This window comes from Aquabacterium sp., assembly GCF_016195855.1.
In the GTDB taxonomy this organism is placed as follows: domain Bacteria; phylum Pseudomonadota; class Gammaproteobacteria; order Burkholderiales; family Burkholderiaceae_C; genus Aquabacterium.
This window is the reverse complement of the sequence record NZ_JACPYU010000016.1, coordinates 436790-453232: the sequence shown is the minus strand read 5'-3', so window position 1 is coordinate 453232 and position 16443 is coordinate 436790. Positions and strand designations below refer to the sequence as shown.

The following is a 16443-nucleotide window of genomic DNA, read 5'->3' as shown; positions in this document are numbered from 1 at the left end:
TGCTGAGTGAAATCACTGCTGAACCTCTTTCTGCTGCTGATCCAATTGCTGCTCGTGGCGCCGGCCTGGGCAGGCACGCCCTTCGACGTCGCCCACGCCAAGGGGCAGGGCGAATGGCTGGACATGGAGACCCTGGCTTCCAGCCAGCCGCCACTTGAAGCAGGCCCACCCCATCCACCGGACGACAAGGCTGCCTGGCAAACCCAGCGCCATGGCGTGCGCACCATCGGCTTTGAATACAAGGGCGTGTGGGCACGCACCGCCCTGAAAAACAGCTCCGACACACCCGTGCTGGGCTGGATCCTGGTGACCGAGCCCTACACCGACTACGTCGACTGCTTTGTCGACTCCGATGGCAGCGCGATCGACGTCTACCGCATGGGCGACAGACGCCTCTTCGATGTCCGCCCGATCAAATACCCAGCCATGGCCGTGCCGGTGAACCTGTACCCAGGCAGCACCGTGACGCTCCAGTGCCTGCTGCGCAACAACGGGTCAACCGCGGCCACCTTCCAGTACTGGACACCCGAGAGCTACGCCATACAGGAGCGCGAAACCGCCTTCTCCCGCGCGCTTTGTTATGGCGCTTTGATTTTCACGTTGCTGGTGTCCATCGTGCTGGCGCTCATCAACGGCAACCCGCTGTCCTTCCTGATGCTGGCAGAGATCCTGCCCGTGCTGGCGGCCACGGCCAGCCGTGAAGGTGATGCCTACCAGTTGCTCTGGCCCACGCACCCCGAATTCAACATACCGCCCTACATGTGGATTCTGATCGGCATCGCCGCCGCAACGATGGTGTTCCGGCTGATCATTCAACCCACCCGCAGGGAAGATCAGGTCATCAAGGCGCTGGCCCTGTCGTCCGTCCTGATCCTCGCCTTTGCGTGGCTGTTCCCGCTTCACGCCCCCAAGATCAGCGCACTGGTCCAAGGCGTCTCCGTGATCTACCCGATCGCACTGATCTGGATCAGCGCGCGGCATTGGCATGAGGGCGCCGTCGCGCGCCTGCTGTGCCTGGGCATGGGCGTGCAGATGGTGGCGCTGTTGATCAACGCCGTCGGGGTGCTGGGCATCTACCACGGGCAGTTTGGCGTGGCCAGCATGTACGCCTGCGTCATCAAGGCCTTGACGCTGGCCGCCGCCCTGTTCTATCGCATGAAGGAAGACCGCCGCGAGCGGGCCCGGGCCCAGGCGGAACACACGATGGAGCTGGAGCGCCGCCTGGCCTACGAGGCCCAGTTGCGTGACGTCGTGTCGCATCACCCACGCTACGGCATGCCCAATCAGGCCATGCTGGAAGAGTCGGTGCGCAGCCGGCTGGAGCAGGCTGACGAAGGCCTGTCGATCTGGATCGTCAAGCTCAACCGCTTTGGCTTTCTGGAATCCATTCTGCCGCCCGACACCTTGACTCAGGTCGTCAAGATCTATGCAGAAGAGCTGCGCCACTGGTTCACGGCCAGGGTGCAGACGCCTTTGATGAGCATCGAAGGCGAACATCTCCTGGCTGCGCTGGACGACAGTACCCTGGCCTTCGTGACCATCTGCGATCCCCCCGAGACGCTGATGAGCGATCTGGAGAGCTTCCTGGTGCGCCGCTTCGAGTGGCAAGGGCTGTTTGTCGCTTGGGACCCGCACGTGGGCGTCGCGTCGGTGAGCAAGGCGCACCTGGCTCAGTCTGTGGGCGTGAGCGACGAGGCCCGCATTGCCTTGCAGTGGTGCAGCGCCCACCGGCGCGTGGTGCCCTTTGATGCAGAGCGCATGAAGCGCGAGCAACTGGCCTATGGCCTGACGCTGGACCTGGAAGGCGCCATCGACCGGGGCGAGTTGCTGCTGCACTATCAACCCAAGGTCACGCTGGAAACCCGCCGCACGGACTCGCTGGAGGCGCTGGTGCGATGGCGCCATCCCGAGCGCGGCATGATCCCGCCGGGCGCCTTCATTGCCGAAGCCGAGGCCACCGGTGCCATCAACCGATTGACCATGTGGGCCATCGGCGAGGCCGCGCGCTTCCTCCTGACGCTGCCTGATCCGCAGGTGCGCGTCTCGGTCAACATCACCGCCTTTGACCTGGCCACACCCCGTTTTGTGGACAAGGTGCTGGAGACCTTGCGCCATGTCGGCTGCCCGCCATGCCGCCTGATCCTGGAGGTGACCGAGTCTGCGGCCCTGAGCGACCGCGAGCGCGCCACGCAGATCCTGTCGAGGTTGCGCAGTGAGGGCGTCAAGATCGCGCTGGATGACTTCGGCACCGGCTACTCCTCACTGGGCATCCTGCAGGAAATGCCGCTGGACGAGATGAAGGTGGACCGCAGCTTCGTGACCGACATCGAGGATTTCGGGCGCAAGCAGGCGGTGCTACAGGCCATGATCGAGGTGGGCCACCGCCTGGGCCTGACCGTCACCATCGAAGGTGTCGAGCACGGCACCAGCGTGGACTGGCTGGCCGATCACGGCTGCGACGTGGTGCAGGGCTACTTCTTCAGTCGCCCGCTCGAAGCCGATGCCGCCCGCAGCTGGCTGGCACGCCCTGTCGAGTCGGAGTCAGTGGCGGCAGCCTGCGGCTGACGCACGGGCACGCTGCTGCGCCAAGGCTTCGGGCCGAACTTGCTCTGACGGCCTGGTGGGCCAGCCCTGCAGATGCTGCAAGGTCAGCTCACTCAAGGCACGGATCCAGCGTTTGTCGTCGTTGAGGCAGGGGATGTAGTTGAATTGCTTGCCACCCGCGTCCAGAAACGCCTGCTTGCCCTCCATGGCGATTTCTTCCAGGGTCTCGATGCAGTCGGCGACAAAACCAGGGCAGATCACATCCACGCGTTGCTCGCCCTTTTGAGCCAGTGCCCGCAAGGTGGGCTCGGTATAAGGCTCCAGCCACTTGGCCTTGCCGAAGCGGCTCTGGAAGGTGACGAGGTACTCGTCTGCACCCAGGCCCAGCCGTTCGGCCAGCAGGCGGCCGGTCTTCAGGCATTCGCAGTGATAGGGGTCACCCAGCAGCAAGGTCCGGTGGGGCATGCCATGAAAGCTCATGACCAGCTTGCCGGCACGGCCGTGGCGCTGCCAATGGGTCTTCACGGATTCGGCCAAGGCGTCCAGGTAGCCGGCGTCATCGTGGAAATGGTTGATGTGGCGCAGCTCGGGCAAGCAGCGGGTCTGGCGGCCCCATGTGAAGACCTCGTCCATCACGCTGGCCGTGGTCGCGGCCGAGTACTGAGGGTAGAGCGGCAGCACGAGCACACGCTGCACGCCTTGGGCCTTGAGTGCGCTCAACTGGCTGGCGATGCTGGGCTGCCCGTAACGCATGGCGTGCTCGACCACCACCTGGTGGCCTTGCTCACCCAGAAAGCCCTGCAGCAGCGCGGTCTGCTTTTGCGTCCACACGCGCAGCGGCGAGCCTTCCTTCATCCAGATGCTGGCGTACTTGGCCGCGGATTTGGCCGGGCGCACGCGCAGGATGATGCCGTGCAGGATGGGCATCCACACCAGGCGCGGGATCTCGACCACGCGGGGGTCAGCGAGGAACTGCGCCAGGTATTGGCGCAGCGCGCCAGCGGTGGGGGACTCGGGGGTGCCCAGGTTGACCAGCAAAACGCCGGTACGAGGGGCTTGGCCGTGTTGGTATTCGGGTTCTTTGGCTACGCTCATGGCGCAGCATTGTCGCCTCTGGCGGCCAACCTGCACAGCTCTGTGGTCACTGCCACGATGTCGATGGGTTTGGTCCAGTAGCCTGTGAAGCCTGCAGCCTGGGCGCGGGCCACGTCATCGGGCATGGCATCGGCCGAGCACATGAAGGCTGGCGCATCGACCAGATCGGGCAGGGCGCGCAGCGCCTCCAGCACCTCGAAACCGGACATGCCCGGTAGATGGGCATCCAGGACCAATACATCGGGGGCGCGGTCACGGGCCATGGACAGGGCCATTTGCCCATCCTCGGCAATGGCCAGGTCAATTTGCGGATAGGGGCGCAGGGCCTCTTCAAACAGCATCGCGTTGATGCGGTTGTCTTCTACGTACAGCACGTGCAGTGGGCGCAAGCCCTTCGCACCGTCTGAGTTCAAGTCAGTCGGGGACATGGTCGGTTCGAGCGGGCTGCCCGAGTCCGACAAAGGCGGATAGGCAGAATCTGGTGCGGGGTCAATGAGAGAAGGCGTGCGCGCCGCCAGCGGGAGGATGATGTTGACCCGGGTTCCAGCACCGGGCTGGCTGCGAATATCCATGCGACCTCCCATGGCTTCGAGCAATGAGCGCGTGATGATAAGGCCTAGACCGGTCCCTTCGATACTGGATGTCTCACGCCCAAGACGCTCGAATGGTTGAAACAGCTTCGACAACTGTTGGGGGCTCATGCCAGGACCGGCGTCCTCGATTGTGAGCATAAGTTCGGTTTCAGGCAAGACTTCTGCGTATAAACGCACGGTGCCACCGGTTTGGTTGTACTTGATGGCGTTGGAGCCAATGTTCATGATCACCTGCCTCAAGCGCTGGCGATCGGCCACGATGGGCCAGGGCTGATCGAGCATGTTGAGCAAGGTGATGCCGCGTTTGTCCGCCAGGGGGGCGAGCATGGACAGGCACTGCCTGACCTCATCGGCCAACGCCAGGCGTTCGGGTTTGAAGCTCAGTACACCTGCCTCCACCTGTTGAAGATCCAGCACGTCATTGACCAGCCCCATCAGGTGTCGGCTGGCATGGAGAATCTGCTCGACATAGTTCAGGGGGCCGCTCTCGGCACCCAACTGGGAGAGCTGCAATTGCAGCAACTGGGCAAAGCCGTTGACCGCATTGAGCGGCGTGCGGATTTCGTGGCTCATGCGCGAGAGGAATTCGGACTTGGCCGCGCTGGCCGCCTCGGCCGTCTGCTTCTCACGCAGGGCGCGCTCGGCCTGCTTGACCGGCGTGATGTCCGAGTGCGTGCCCACCACGCGCAAGGGCTTGCCGTCGCGCGTGCGGCTGACCACTTTGCCGCGCGAGAGGATGGACAGGTAGTGCCCGTCCTTGTGCTGAAGCCTGAACTCGGTCTGGTTGAGGCCTTCGCCTTCCTGAAAATAGCGGTTCAGGCTGCGCACCATCAAGTCCCGATCGGCGGGATGAACGCGGTTGAGGAATTCCTCCGCGCTGTTGAGCACCTCATCGGCCTCGTAGCCCAACATGGTCTTCCAGCGCTGCGAATAGAAGACACGGCCGGTGTCGAGGTCCCAGTCCCACACGCCATCACCAGCGCCCTCCAGGGCGAACTTCCAGCGCTCTTCGCTCAGTTGCAACTCTTGTTGGGCGTGGCGCTCCTGAGTGATGTCGCGCAAGGTGGCCATCACGGCAAAAGGTGGGGCGTCGGCGGCAACCCGCAGCAAATGGCAGGACACCTGGACCCACAGCAGCTCACCATCGGCCCGCCGCAAGGGGTGCACACGGTTGTCCACGCGCTGGCTGGTGGCCAGGACCTGGTTGATGGGCCACTGGTCGAATGGCAGTGGCGTGACGAGGTCGTCCTCCAGCAGCGTCAACCCAGGCACGGCCGGTGAAGTCAGGTTGATCAACTGCTCCGGCGTGACACCCAGGATGCGGCTGGCGGCCGGGTTGAGCGCCACGATGCGACCACTGAGTTCGACGATGACCAGGCCATCGCTGATGGTGGCCGCCACCGATCTGTAGAGCTCCTCGCTGACACGCAGTTTTTCGGCGGCCAGTTGCCGCTCGGTGATGTCACGCGTCAGGAACAGGGTATGTCCCTCAGGCATGGGTGTCATGCGGGCCTCGAAGTGCCGCGTGCCGTTGCCGGCCATGGTCAACTCGTATTCAAAGCGCTGAGGCTGCCCGGTCTCTTGCAGGCGGTGCAAGGCCTGCCGTTGCAGCTGCGCCGTCTCCGGGGGCAAGTGGCTGCCCAATGGGGTCTTCTTGAGTTCGGCCATGGGCCGCAGCAGCAAGGGGTGATCGGCATGGCCATCGATGTAGCGCCCCTTGTTGTCGATCACGAACCACAGGTCGGGCAGGGCGCGCAGCACGGCGCGCAAGCGGGCCTTGGTCTCGGCCAGCGCTTTCTGCTTCTCGCGCAGCTTCTCGGCATCCCGCTTGCTCTGCGTGATGTCCATGGCGAAATGCACCACGCTGTGATCGGGCAACTCATGGTCCTTGACCAGGATCCAGCGGTTGTGGAACTGCACCTCGGTCGGCTCGGCCTGCGTGTGCAGGTTCAACCGCCAGGTCACGTACTCGTCCTCGCGCCCCTCAGCTTGCGGGTAGGCGCCTTGGCTGATCATGCGCCGCAAGGTATCGACCCAGTAAGGGTTGGCGTCGTCGTGCGCCTGGCCTGCGTGGTCGCGCCAATGCTGGTTGGACAGCACCACACGGCCGTCCGGGTCCGTGATCATCACGCTGATCTGAAAGGACTCGATGGCCTGGCGCAGCAACTGGTCCGCACGGCGGGCCTCGTGCTCGGCGTCGATTTGCCGGGTGACATTGCGGCTCGCCCCACGGTAGCCCATGAACTGGCCGCGGCTGTCAAACACGGGCGTGCCACTGATACTGACGGTGATGGGACCACGCGGCGTCATCCGCACACCAATGGCGTCGCTGAAGGGTTCGCGGCGGGCGCGCGCCTGCACGAAGCGATCCCAGCTTTCACGGGTTTCGCCTTCGCGCGGCACATACAGGTCGGCCCCCTTGACGCCGATCTCGGTCGATGGGTCCAGGCCGGTGTGCTGCTTGAGCCCCGCCGACACCCATTGCAGGATGCCGTTCTTGTCGGTCTCCCAGAGCCAGTCGCTGCCGGCCAGGCTGGCGGTGCGCACGCGGGCTTCCATCTTGCGCAGGCGCTGGGTATCGAGCCGAGACTGCACCAAGGCCGCCACGGCCGTGGCCATGTCCTGGAGTGCGGCGGCCTCTTGCCGCGACCAGACGCGGGCTTGATGGTCCATCGCGCAGACCGTGCCCAGGGCTTGCCCCTCCACCAGCACAGGCATGCCCAGGTAGGCACGAACCCGCGCAGGGCCCGTCACCATGGACAGATCCTGGAAGCGCGGGTCGGTGCTGGCGTCAGCCACTTGCAGCCCCGCTTTGCGCTGGACCACGGTATGGCAGAAGGAGTCCGAGGGCGAGGTCTGGCGTACATCCAGGCCTTGCCTGACCATGCTCCAGACGCGGTGCGTGTCCACCAGGTTGATGGCGGCAACAGGGCAATGCAGGCTGCTGCTGATCAGGCGTTGAATGGCTTCAAAGGCTGGCGCGACCTCTGCATCAAGAAGTTTGGTCGCGTGCAACAGGGTGACGCGCTCGTTGTCATCTTGGGGAACAGCGTTCAGGGTCATGCCTGCGTCATCTGAAGACGGTCATGACCAGACTCTAGCCTATGTGGGCGTCATCACGCCTACACGTCAATACTGAGGCAGGGTGTCTGAAAAGCTCAACACCTCGAAGTGAATCTGGGTGCTGGAGGGGTCCGTGGGCGGGGCGCCCAGGCTGATGATGCCGCTACCGTGCAAGGTGCAGGTGCCACGGCGCAGCGTCAGCACCTGATCGTCGTGATCAAACTTGACGTGGGTGCCGTTGTAGCTGAGGTCGGTCAGGTAGAAGTGACCGCTGTGGGATTCGATGCGTGCGTGCGAGCGTGAGGCGCGGGAGTCGCTCACGCAAAACGAGGCCTGGGGGCTGCGACCCAGGATCAACGGCATGCTGGCCGGCGAGAACACCCGCTCGGTGCCCAGCCAGGTCAGGCGCACGCCATCGGGCATGTCGCTGGGGGCCGCGTCCATGATCATGGTGGACATGGTGTCGCCGAAGCGGCGGCAGTCCATTCGCAACACGGGCACAGGCTCCTTGCGACCACGCAGGTGCAGCTTGTCGATGCTGCGAAAGCGCTCGTGCTGGTCGGTGGGCAATTCGCGCAACAGCTGGGCCGTGGTCAGCGTCTCGTTGTCGCCGGCCAGGTCCAGCAGGCGCGCAGCAACGTTGACGGCATCACCAAAGCAGTCGCCATCGACCTCGACCATTTCGCCCCAGGCGATGGCCACTTTCAGCTTGATGGCCGCGGCCTTGACCGGCATGCCTTCGCCAACGGGTGCAATGCGCTCCAGAGAGTCATGCAGGCTCACGGCGGACTCGACGGCGCGCTCGGCGTCGTCAAACACCGCCATGAGGCCATCGCCCAGCGTCTTGATGACACGCCCGCCCGACCGGGCAATGATCTGCCCGAGCATGGCGAGGCTGTGCGTGACGACGGTAGCCGCCTGAGTGTTGCCCAGCTTGAGGTAGAGCGCCGTGCTGCCGCGGAGGTCCGCAAACAGGATGGCGCGTTCTTTGGTCGTGCCCATAGCTCAGTATGTTCGCGCGCTTTGCAAAATGCCAGCGTGACGAAATGCACGGTTTTTGGGCGCGATTTTTCGGGTGAGGCAGGGGCAGGCACGGGGCCGCCAAGAAAAAACCCGGCGCATGGCCGGGTTCAGTAACCTTCATGAAGCTCGACCTGGGAGGCCGAACCCATCAGAGGTTATCGAGGTAGGTACGCAGTTTGTCCGAGCGGCTGGGGTGCTTGAGCTTGCGGATGGCCTTGGCTTCGATCTGGCGGATGCGCTCGCGGGTCACGTCGAACTGCTTGCCGACTTCTTCCAGGGTGTGGTCGGTCGACATCTCGATACCGAAGCGCATGCGCAGCACCTTGGCTTCACGCGGGGTCAGCGAATCGAGGATGTCCTTGACAACATCGCGCAGACCGGCCTGCATGGCAGCCTCGATCGGAGCGGTGTTGTTGGTGTCCTCGATGAAGTCGCCCAGGTGGCTGTCGTCGTCGTCCCCGATCGGCGTTTCCATGGAGATCGGCTCTTTGGCGATCTTCATGATCTTGCGGACCTTGTCCTCCGGCATTTCCATCTTGGCGGCCAGCGTGGGGGCATCGGGCTCGAAGCCGAATTCCTGCAGGTGTTGACGCGAGATGCGGTTCATCTTGTTGATCGTTTCGATCATGTGAACCGGGATGCGGATGGTGCGGGCCTGGTCGGCGATCGAACGCGTGATGGCCTGACGGATCCACCAGGTGGCGTAGGTCGAGAACTTGTAGCCGCGGCGGTATTCGAACTTGTCCACCGCCTTCATCAGGCCGATGTTGCCTTCCTGGATCAGATCCAGGAACTGCAAACCACGGTTGGTGTACTTCTTCGCAATCGAGATCACCAGACGCAGGTTGGCCTCGATCATTTCCTTCTTGGCGTCACGAGAGGCTTTTTCGCCCTCATTCATGCGCTTGTTGATCGACTTCAGGTCTTCGATGGGCACCACGGCCTTGGCCTGCAGGTCAATCAGCTTTTGCTGCAATTCCTGGATGGCGGGCAGGCTGCGGCCCATGACGGCGCTGTAGTTCTTGCCGGCGTTCGATTCCTTGACGGCCCAGTCCAGGTTCAGGATGTTGGGAGGGAAGGACTTGATGAACTGCTCCTGACCCATGCCGCACTTGTCGACCACGATCTTGCGCAGTTCACGCTCATAGCGGCGCACGTCGTCCACCTGCGAGCGCAGCACGTCGCACAGGCGCTCGATGGTCTTGACGGTGAAGCGGATGGTCATCAGCTCCTGGCTGATGGCTTCCTGGGCCTTGTTGTAAGGATTGGACTTGTAGCCATCCTTCTCGAAGGACTTGGCCATCTTGTCGAAGTTGACGCGCAGGGCGTCGAACTTCGTCATGGCCTGGTTCTTCATCTCTTCGAGCTTCTTGGTCAGTGCCTTGGAGCCGCCATTGCCGTCATCGTCTTCGTCTTCATCGAATTCGTCGAAGTCCTCTTCGGCCACGTAGTCATCGGCCTCGTCGGCGGCCACGAAGCCGTCCACGACTTCGGAGATGGTCATTTCGCCAGCGCGGATCTTGTCGGACAGCGACAGGATTTCGGCGATGGTGGTGGGCGAGGCCGAGATGGCCAGCATCATGGCCTGCAAGCCGCCTTCGATGCGCTTGGCGATTTCGATTTCGCCTTCACGCGTCAGCAGCTCGACCGTGCCCATTTCGCGCATGTACATGCGAACGGGGTCGGTCGTGCGGCCGAATTCCGAGTCCACGGTGGACAGGGCGGCTTCAGCGGCTTCTTCGGCTTCTTCTTCGGTGGCGGTGGACTGCGCGCTGTTGGAGATCAGCAGCGTGGCAGCGTCAGGCGCCTGTTCGTAGACCGCCACACCCATGTCGTTCAACATGGAGATGATGGCTTCGAGGATTTCGTTTTCGACCAATTTTTCGGGCAAGTGGTCGTTGATTTCCTGGTGCGTCAGGAAGCCACGGGTCTTGCCCAGCTTGATCAGGGTCTTCAGATCCTGACGGCGCTTGTTGACTTCGTCTTCGGTCAGCGTGGTGTCGTCGATGCCGAACTCACGCATCAGGGCGCGCTCCTTGGCGCGCGAGACCTTCATGCGCAGGGGCTTGGCCTTGGGCTTGTCTTCGCCGGCCTCTTCGGTGACTTCGGCTTCGCCAAGTTCCAGATCGGCTTCGACTTCAGCCTCGATGTCACCCACATCGTCTTCGTCGAAGCTGGCCTTCTTGGCGGCTTCCTTCTTGGCAGCGGGTGCAGCTTCTGCCACCGCGGCCTTGGGCTTGCGACCGCGCTTCTTGGGCTCGGCAGGTGCAGCGACTTCAGCCGTATCAGCGCCCTTGGCCTTGGCGGCGCGGGTCTTGACCTTCTTGTCGGTCTCGTCGGCTTGCGTCGCCGCTGTATCAGCTTTTTTCGCGGTTTTTTTCGCGGTCATGCGCTTCCTCGAAAGAGAATTCTGGGTGCTTATCGAACCTTCCATTATCGCGCAATGGAAGGGGGTCGTCAAAAATCTTGTCCAAATGGGCTGTTTAAATCCTCAGCCCGCCGCTCAAAACCTCATCCTGAGATGGGGCGGCTCTGGCTGATTTCAAGTTTCATGGCCAGGGTCAACCTGACCAGTTCCATTTTCCGGGCCTCGGCCGCCTCGGACAGTTCGCCAGATTGCGTGAGCAGGTCCAGCTCCTCCCGCAGGGCCACCAGCTCGATGGGGCGGATCAGGTTCATCAATTGCTCCACGGTGTCCTTGTTATCCGGTACGTCCACGAACTGGGCGATGCGCTTGGCCAGGGGCTGGAAGTGCCCGGTTTCCTCGGGGTGCTCAGGGTCTTGTGCGTCCCCGCGCATGAGCTGGAGCAGTGCCTCGGCAGGCAGCAGCCCCTGGGCCAGCAGCATGCGGTCCAGCCAGCGGAAAAATTCACCATACGGGGCGGGCTGGTCGCACAGCAGATCGTGCGTGGCGCTGGGCAACTGCTCCCAGAACTCGCTGTGGCACACCAACACCCAGACGATGCGATCCAGGGGCGTGGCAGCCTGGGGCAGGGGCCTTTGCTCGACCGGGCTGCCTCGGCTCTGCCAGCGTGAACCGCTGCCGCCTTTCCAGGGCTTCCAGGGTTTGCCATCGCGGCGCTGGCCACCGCCTTGTTTGTAGCCGCCTTGCCCTTGCCAGCCTTGGCTGGATGGCGCCGAAGGCTCGTACTCGCCATAAGCTGCGCCACCGCCTCCAGCCTGGCTCCAGTCTTCGCTGCCGCCGCCATCGGGCTCGAACGCCGGGATGTCGCCAAAGTTGCCATCCCAATCCGAAGACGCGTCACTTGAGCGCGGATGCTGCGCACCCGAAGCACCACCGCCAGGCGCACGGCGGTCACGCCCCGCGCTTTGCTGGCGGGCTTTTTGCTGATGCTCGGCCAGCCGGCGGCGCACTTCATCGGGCGAGGTGCGCGCCATCTGGGCCAGGTCGTCGGCCACCAGGCCTTGCAAAGCCCCTTCAGGGAACTGCGCAATCAGCGGGATGGCCTGCACCAGCAGGCGTGCGCGGCCTTCGGCGCTGTCCATGTCGCAGTCGGCCGCGGCATGCTCCAGCACCTGGCGCGACAGCGGCACGGCCTGCTTGACGCATTGCTCGAAGGCCTCCGCGCCGAACTCCCGGATGTAGCTGTCCGGATCGTGCTCCTTGGGCAGGAACAGGAAGCTGATGCGCCGGGTGTCCGTGGCATAGGGCAGGGCGGCCTCCAGCGCGCGGCCCGCGGCGCGGCGCCCTGCGGCATCACCGTCGAAGCTGAACACAACCTGGTCCGTGAAACGGAACAGCTTTTGAGCATGGTCGGCCGTGCAGGCGGTGCCCAGGGTGGCCACGGCGTTGCCAAATCCCCATTGGGCCAGGGCCACCACGTCCATATAGCCTTCGGTGACGATGGCGTAACCCTTGTTGCGCAAGGCCGCGCGCCCCTCGTAAAGGCCGTAAAGCTCTCGGCCCTTGATGAAGACCGGCGTTTCGGGCGAGTTCAGGTATTTGGGCTCACCCTTGTCGAGCACGCGCCCACCAAAACCGATGACCTCTCCCTGCGGGTTGCGGATCGGGAACATGATCCGGTCACGAAAGCGATCGTAGCGCTTGCCCTCCGTTTCACCGGGATCGGGATCATGCGCAATGACCAGCCCGGACTCCACCAGCAGCGGGTCGTCGTACTTGGGGAAGGCGCTGGCCAGCCCACGCCAGCTGTCAGGCGCATAACCCAGCGCAAAGCGGGCCGCCACTTCGCCCGTGAGCCCACGGCCCTTGAGGTAGTTGACGGCACGCGGCGTCTTCTTGAGTTGCTGCTTCCAGTGCTGCGCGGCCTTGGCCATCACATCGGTCAGCGAGACCTGCTTTTCCTTGATCTGCTTCTGGCGCTCGCGCTCTTCCGGCCGGATGTTGTCGTCGGGCACCTGCATGCCCTGCATCTGGGCCATGTCCTTGACGGCATCGACAAAGCCCAGGCCGCCGTACTCCATGAGGAAGCCGACGGCGTTGCCATGCACGCCGCAACCGAAGCAGTGGTAGGTCTGGCGCGAGGGGCTGACGATGAAGCTGGGGGATTTTTCGCCGTGGAAAGGACACAGGCCCTTGAAGTTGATCCCGGCCTTCTTCAGGGTGACATAGCGACCAACCAGGTCGGCAATGTCGGTGCGGGCCAGCAGGTCCTGAATGAATGACGGTGGGATCACGGCAGCAACAAGAACAGATGAGGCGCTTCAAGCGCAACGGCCCCGACGCGGCTTGGCGACGGGGCCGTTGTCGTCAGCCTGGGGGCTGACAAGCAGCTTACTTGGACAGGGCTTCCAGCGCGCGGCCGGTGATGTCGTCCACCGAGCCCACGCCGCTGATCTTGCGGTACTTGGGCGCCACGGTGTCGCCAGTGGCAGCCCACTGGCCATAGTAATCCACCAGAGGGCGCGTCTGCTGGTGATAGACGTCCAGGCGCTTGCGAACGGTTTCTTCCTTGTCGTCTTCGCGCTGGATCAGGTCTTCACCTGTGGCGTCGTCCTTGCCGGCCACTTTGGGCGGGTTGAACACGACGTGGTAGGTGCGGCCCGATGCAACGTGCACACGGCGGCCGCTCATGCGCTCGATGATCGACGAGTCAGGCACGTCGATTTCCAGCACGAAGTCGATCTTCACGCCGGCCTGCTTCATGGCCTCGGCCTGAGGAATGGTGCGGGGGAAGCCGTCGAACAGGAAACCATTGGCGCAATCGGCCTGGGTGATGCGGTCCTTGACCAGGCCGATGATGATGTCATCGCTGACCAACCCGCCCGCGTCCATGATCTTCTTGGCAGCCAGGCCCAGCTCGGTGCCCGCCTTGACGGCCGCACGCAGCATGTCGCCGGTCGAGATCTGGGGGATGCCAAACTTCTGGCACAGGAACGCCGCTTGCGTACCTTTACCGGCGCCGGGTGCGCCCAACAGGATGAGTCTCATGTATCTCCTCGGTATCCAGTCTCACTGATGGCCATGAGCCGATCAGTCCTTCAAGGGCGGGAGGATAGCATGGGTACCCCCACATAGGGCGGGGGATTCACCGCATGCGACCAGCAGCCGCCAGCAATTCGCATACCTGATTGCGTCAGGTAAAGAGGGCGCGAACCCGCTCCAGATCTTCAGGCGTGTCCACACCAGCGCCAGGTGCCTGTTGTGTCACGTGCACAGCAATGCGCTCGCCGTGCCACAACACCCGCAGTTGCTCCAGCGACTCGGCTGCCTCCAGGGGGCTGGGCGGCAGTTGCGGAAAGCGCCGCAGGAAACCCGCGCGGTAGCCATAGATGCCAATGTGGCGCAGCGGCCTGGCGTCCCCGCTGCCGGGCTGACCAGCTCGCGGCGCATCACGCCACCACGGGATGGGTGCGCGCGAAAAATACAAGGCACGCCCTTGGGCATCCAGCACCACTTTGACCACATTGGGGTTGCCAAAATGGGCATCGTCCTCGATCGGGTGCGCCGCCGTGCTGACCACGCAGTCGGGGCGTTGATCCAGTTGCGCAGCGCAGGCGTTGATCAAGGCAGGGTCGATCAAGGGCTCATCACCTTGCACGTTGACCACCGCATCCAGGCCATCCAGGCTCAGGATGGTGCAGGCCTCTGCCAGCCTGTCGCTGCCGGTCGGGTGATCCGCGCGGGTCATGACGCAGCGCACGCCGTGCCGTTCACAGGCCTGCTGGATCCGTGGGTCATCCGTGGCCACGACGACCTGGCTGGCGGCACTCTGCGCCGCGCGCTGCGCCACGCGCACCACCATGGGCAGGCCAGCGATGTCGGCCAAAGGTTTGTCCGGCAGACGCGTGGACGCCAGCCGCGCAGGAATCAGGACGGTGAAGCCCATGCTCAAGACCCCATCGGGGCGGCTGGCGCCGGGGTCACGGGAACATCGTTGTCATCCAGCGCAACGGCCTCGTTTTCCAGCATCACGGGGATGCCGTCGCGAATGGGGAAACCCAGGCGATCGGCGTGGCAAATCAGGTGCTGGCCCTGAGGCAGGCGCTGCAAGGGCCCTTTGCAGACAGGGCAGACCAGCAGTTCAATGAGTCGAGTGTCCATAGCGGTTCTTCAGCCAGGTTGGTGGCGATTCGGAAGCTTTGCCAGCGCCGCGTCAAGCTCGCGCCAGAAAGAAGTCTGAGGGTGGAAGTCTAGTGCCGCAACCCACACGCGGCAGCCTGGGCGTTCGCGAGCCAGTCGATCCGGGTCAAGTTTGACGGCATCTTTTTCGGTCACGATGACCTCGCGGGCCTCTTGCGGCCAGGGGATGTCGACAAGCTCGGCATGATCAGGCAAAGCCAGGGGCGTGATCTGAAAGCCCTGACCACGCAGTGCGTCAAAAAAGCGCTGAGGATGGGCGATACCGGCCACCGCCCATACGCCAGCCTGCGAGGCCTCAGACGGGTTCAGCTTGCTGCTTGACTGCTGGCCATGCCACCAATCCCTCAGTGCACACAAAGGCGCCATGGTGCTGGTGGCCAGGTGGCCGGGCAGGGCAGTGCTGGCACGCTGCGCGTTGTAAAGCACCAGCGGCGGCGCGCACAGGCCAGGCGTCGGCGGTGTGTCGACGGGCTCGCGCAAGGGGCCTGCCGGCAACAGCCAGCCATTGCCTGCACCTCGCCCATCGAACACGATGATTTCGATGTCGCGCTGAAGGCGCAGGTGTTGCAGGCCGTCGTCACAGACCAGGATGTCGACCTCGGGGTGCGCCCGCAGGAGCGCAAGCCCGCCCACCGCACGGTCACGGTTGACCATGATCGGCGCGCCCGTGCGCCGCCAGATGAGCAGGGGCTCGTCCCCGGTCTGCCTGGCGCTCAGCCGAGAGGCCGAATCGGCATCGATCAGCAACCCCTGCTGCCCCTCAGGCAACGCGGCCTTGTAGCCGCGCGTCAGGACACCCGGGCGCCAGCCCTGGGCCTTCAAATGGGCGAGCAGGGCCATCGTGGTTGGCGTCTTGCCGGCGCCGCCGACGATCCGGTTGCCCACCACGACGACCGGGACCGGCATCTTGCCGCCCGCCAGCCAGCCCATCCGGTAGGCCTGGCGCCGAAGCGCCACGAGCGCGCCCATCAGCCAGGCCAGCGGCAGCAGCGACATGGCCAGGGGCCCTTTGTGCAACCAGGCCTGATTGAGGCGGGCTTCAAGACGGCTCATGCAGCATGTGGGCCTGGCGAGCACAGGCCATCAGATCGACGGCCACCGCTGTGGCCTCAAGGTTGAGCGGCACCAGCGGCACCAGGCTCGGTCTGCCCTTGGGTGGCAAAGGTGAGCTGGCTGAGGCCGGCACGCCTGGCCGCATCCATCACATTGATCACGCTCTGGTGCGTTGCCGAGGCATCGGCGGTGACCACCACCACGGTGTCCTTGATGCCCCCGGTTGCCGCAGCCAGCCCGGCGGCCAGCACGTCCACGCTGCGGCCTTCGATGAGGCGCTGGTTGACGGTGTAACGCCCGTCTGCCGTCACGACCACCACCAGCTCATGCGGACGAGGCTTGGAGGCCTGCGCATTCGCCGTGGGCAGGTTGATCTTGAGTTCCGTGAGCTTGGCGTAGGTGGTCGTCAGCATCAGGAAGATCAGGATGACCAGCAGCACGTCGATGAAGGGGATGAGGTTGATCTCAGGCTCTTCTTCGCGCAGGTGGTGCTTGCGAAAGTTCATC

At 63.9% G+C, this 16443-nt stretch carries 11 protein-coding genes; 1 reads left to right on the top strand and 10 read right to left on the bottom strand.

Features of this window, described 5'->3' with window-relative positions; all coding sequences use genetic code 11:
• Positions 1–6 precede the first annotated feature (6 nt).
• The gene (locus tag HY019_RS15375) at positions 7–2565 is read left to right on the top strand and encodes an EAL domain-containing protein (RefSeq protein ID WP_290693789.1); all 2559 of its coding nucleotides are present in this window, start codon (positions 7–9) and stop codon (positions 2563–2565) included.
• Here the strand turns inward: HY019_RS15375 and hemH are convergent.
• From hemH to HY019_RS15325, 10 genes are all read right to left on the bottom strand, one after another.
• Positions 2542–3639 carry a ferrochelatase gene (gene hemH, locus HY019_RS15370; protein WP_290693787.1) on the bottom strand — a complete coding sequence of 366 codons (1098 nt, stop codon included), beginning with the start codon at positions 3637–3639 and terminating at the stop codon, positions 2542–2544. The two genes, HY019_RS15375 and hemH, sit on opposite strands and share 24 nt — an antisense overlap.
• Positions 3636–7295, bottom strand: a complete 3660-nt coding sequence (locus tag HY019_RS15365; RefSeq protein ID WP_290693784.1) for a PAS domain S-box protein — start codon at positions 7293–7295, stop codon at positions 3636–3638. The genes hemH and HY019_RS15365 overlap by 4 nt, the downstream gene beginning before the upstream one ends.
• Positions 7296–7361: 66 nt before the next feature.
• A complete protein-coding gene (locus HY019_RS15360; RefSeq protein ID WP_290693781.1) occupies positions 7362–8297 on the bottom strand; it encodes an adenylate/guanylate cyclase domain-containing protein in 936 nt (311 codons plus the stop codon).
• Positions 8298–8466: 169 nt separating this feature from the next.
• On the bottom strand, positions 8467–10707 hold the full coding sequence (rpoD, locus tag HY019_RS15355) for an RNA polymerase sigma factor RpoD (RefSeq protein ID WP_290693778.1): 2241 nt from the start codon (positions 10705–10707) through the stop codon (positions 8467–8469).
• A gap of 122 nt (positions 10708–10829) precedes the next feature.
• Positions 10830–12977 carry a DNA primase gene (gene dnaG, locus HY019_RS15350; protein ID WP_290693775.1) on the bottom strand — a complete coding sequence of 716 codons (2148 nt, stop codon included), beginning with the start codon at positions 12975–12977 and terminating at the stop codon, positions 10830–10832.
• A gap of 97 nt (positions 12978–13074) precedes the next feature.
• Positions 13075–13731, bottom strand: coding sequence for an adenylate kinase (adk, locus tag HY019_RS15345; RefSeq protein WP_290693772.1), 657 nt, complete (start codon positions 13729–13731; stop codon positions 13075–13077).
• Positions 13732–13876: 145 nt separating this feature from the next.
• Positions 13877–14629: a 3-deoxy-manno-octulosonate cytidylyltransferase gene (gene kdsB, locus HY019_RS15340; RefSeq protein WP_290693770.1), complete on the bottom strand. Its 753-nt coding sequence runs from the start codon at positions 14627–14629 to the stop codon at positions 13877–13879.
• Between the two features lie 2 nt (positions 14630–14631).
• Entirely contained in the window at positions 14632–14844 is a 213-nt protein-coding gene (locus HY019_RS15335) for a Trm112 family protein (RefSeq protein WP_290693767.1), read from the bottom strand.
• A gap of 9 nt (positions 14845–14853) precedes the next feature.
• Positions 14854–15936: a tetraacyldisaccharide 4'-kinase gene (gene lpxK, locus HY019_RS15330; protein WP_290693764.1), complete on the bottom strand. Its 1083-nt coding sequence runs from the start codon at positions 15934–15936 to the stop codon at positions 14854–14856.
• A 56-nt stretch (positions 15937–15992) separates the two neighbouring features.
• Positions 15993–16442 carry a biopolymer transporter ExbD gene (locus HY019_RS15325; protein ID WP_290694248.1) on the bottom strand — a complete coding sequence of 150 codons (450 nt, stop codon included), beginning with the start codon at positions 16440–16442 and terminating at the stop codon, positions 15993–15995.
• Position 16443: the final 1 nt, after the last annotated feature.

What these genes read in the sequence shown, in the direction of transcription:
- HY019_RS15335 (WP_290693767.1), bottom strand. Translation starts at nt 14,844, where the DNA reads ATGGACACTCGACTCATTGAACTGCTGGTCTGCCCTGTCTGCAAAGGG.
- kdsB (WP_290693770.1), bottom strand. Translation starts at nt 14,629, where the DNA reads ATGGGCTTCACCGTCCTGATTCCTGCGCGGCTGGCGTCCACGCGTCTG.
- adk (WP_290693772.1), bottom strand. Translation starts at nt 13,731, where the DNA reads ATGAGACTCATCCTGTTGGGCGCACCCGGCGCCGGTAAAGGTACGCAA.
- HY019_RS15325 (WP_290694248.1), bottom strand. Translation starts at nt 16,442, where the DNA reads ATGAACTTTCGCAAGCACCACCTGCGCGAAGAAGAGCCTGAGATCAAC.
- lpxK (WP_290693764.1), bottom strand. Translation starts at nt 15,936, where the DNA reads ATGAGCCGTCTTGAAGCCCGCCTCAATCAGGCCTGGTTGCACAAAGGG.
- rpoD (WP_290693778.1), bottom strand. Translation starts at nt 10,707, where the DNA reads ATGACCGCGAAAAAAACCGCGAAAAAAGCTGATACAGCGGCGACGCAA.
- hemH (WP_290693787.1), bottom strand. Translation starts at nt 3,639, where the DNA reads ATGAGCGTAGCCAAAGAACCCGAATACCAACACGGCCAAGCCCCTCGT.
- HY019_RS15365 (WP_290693784.1), bottom strand. Translation starts at nt 7,295, where the DNA reads ATGACCCTGAACGCTGTTCCCCAAGATGACAACGAGCGCGTCACCCTG.
- HY019_RS15360 (WP_290693781.1), bottom strand. Translation starts at nt 8,297, where the DNA reads ATGGGCACGACCAAAGAACGCGCCATCCTGTTTGCGGACCTCCGCGGC.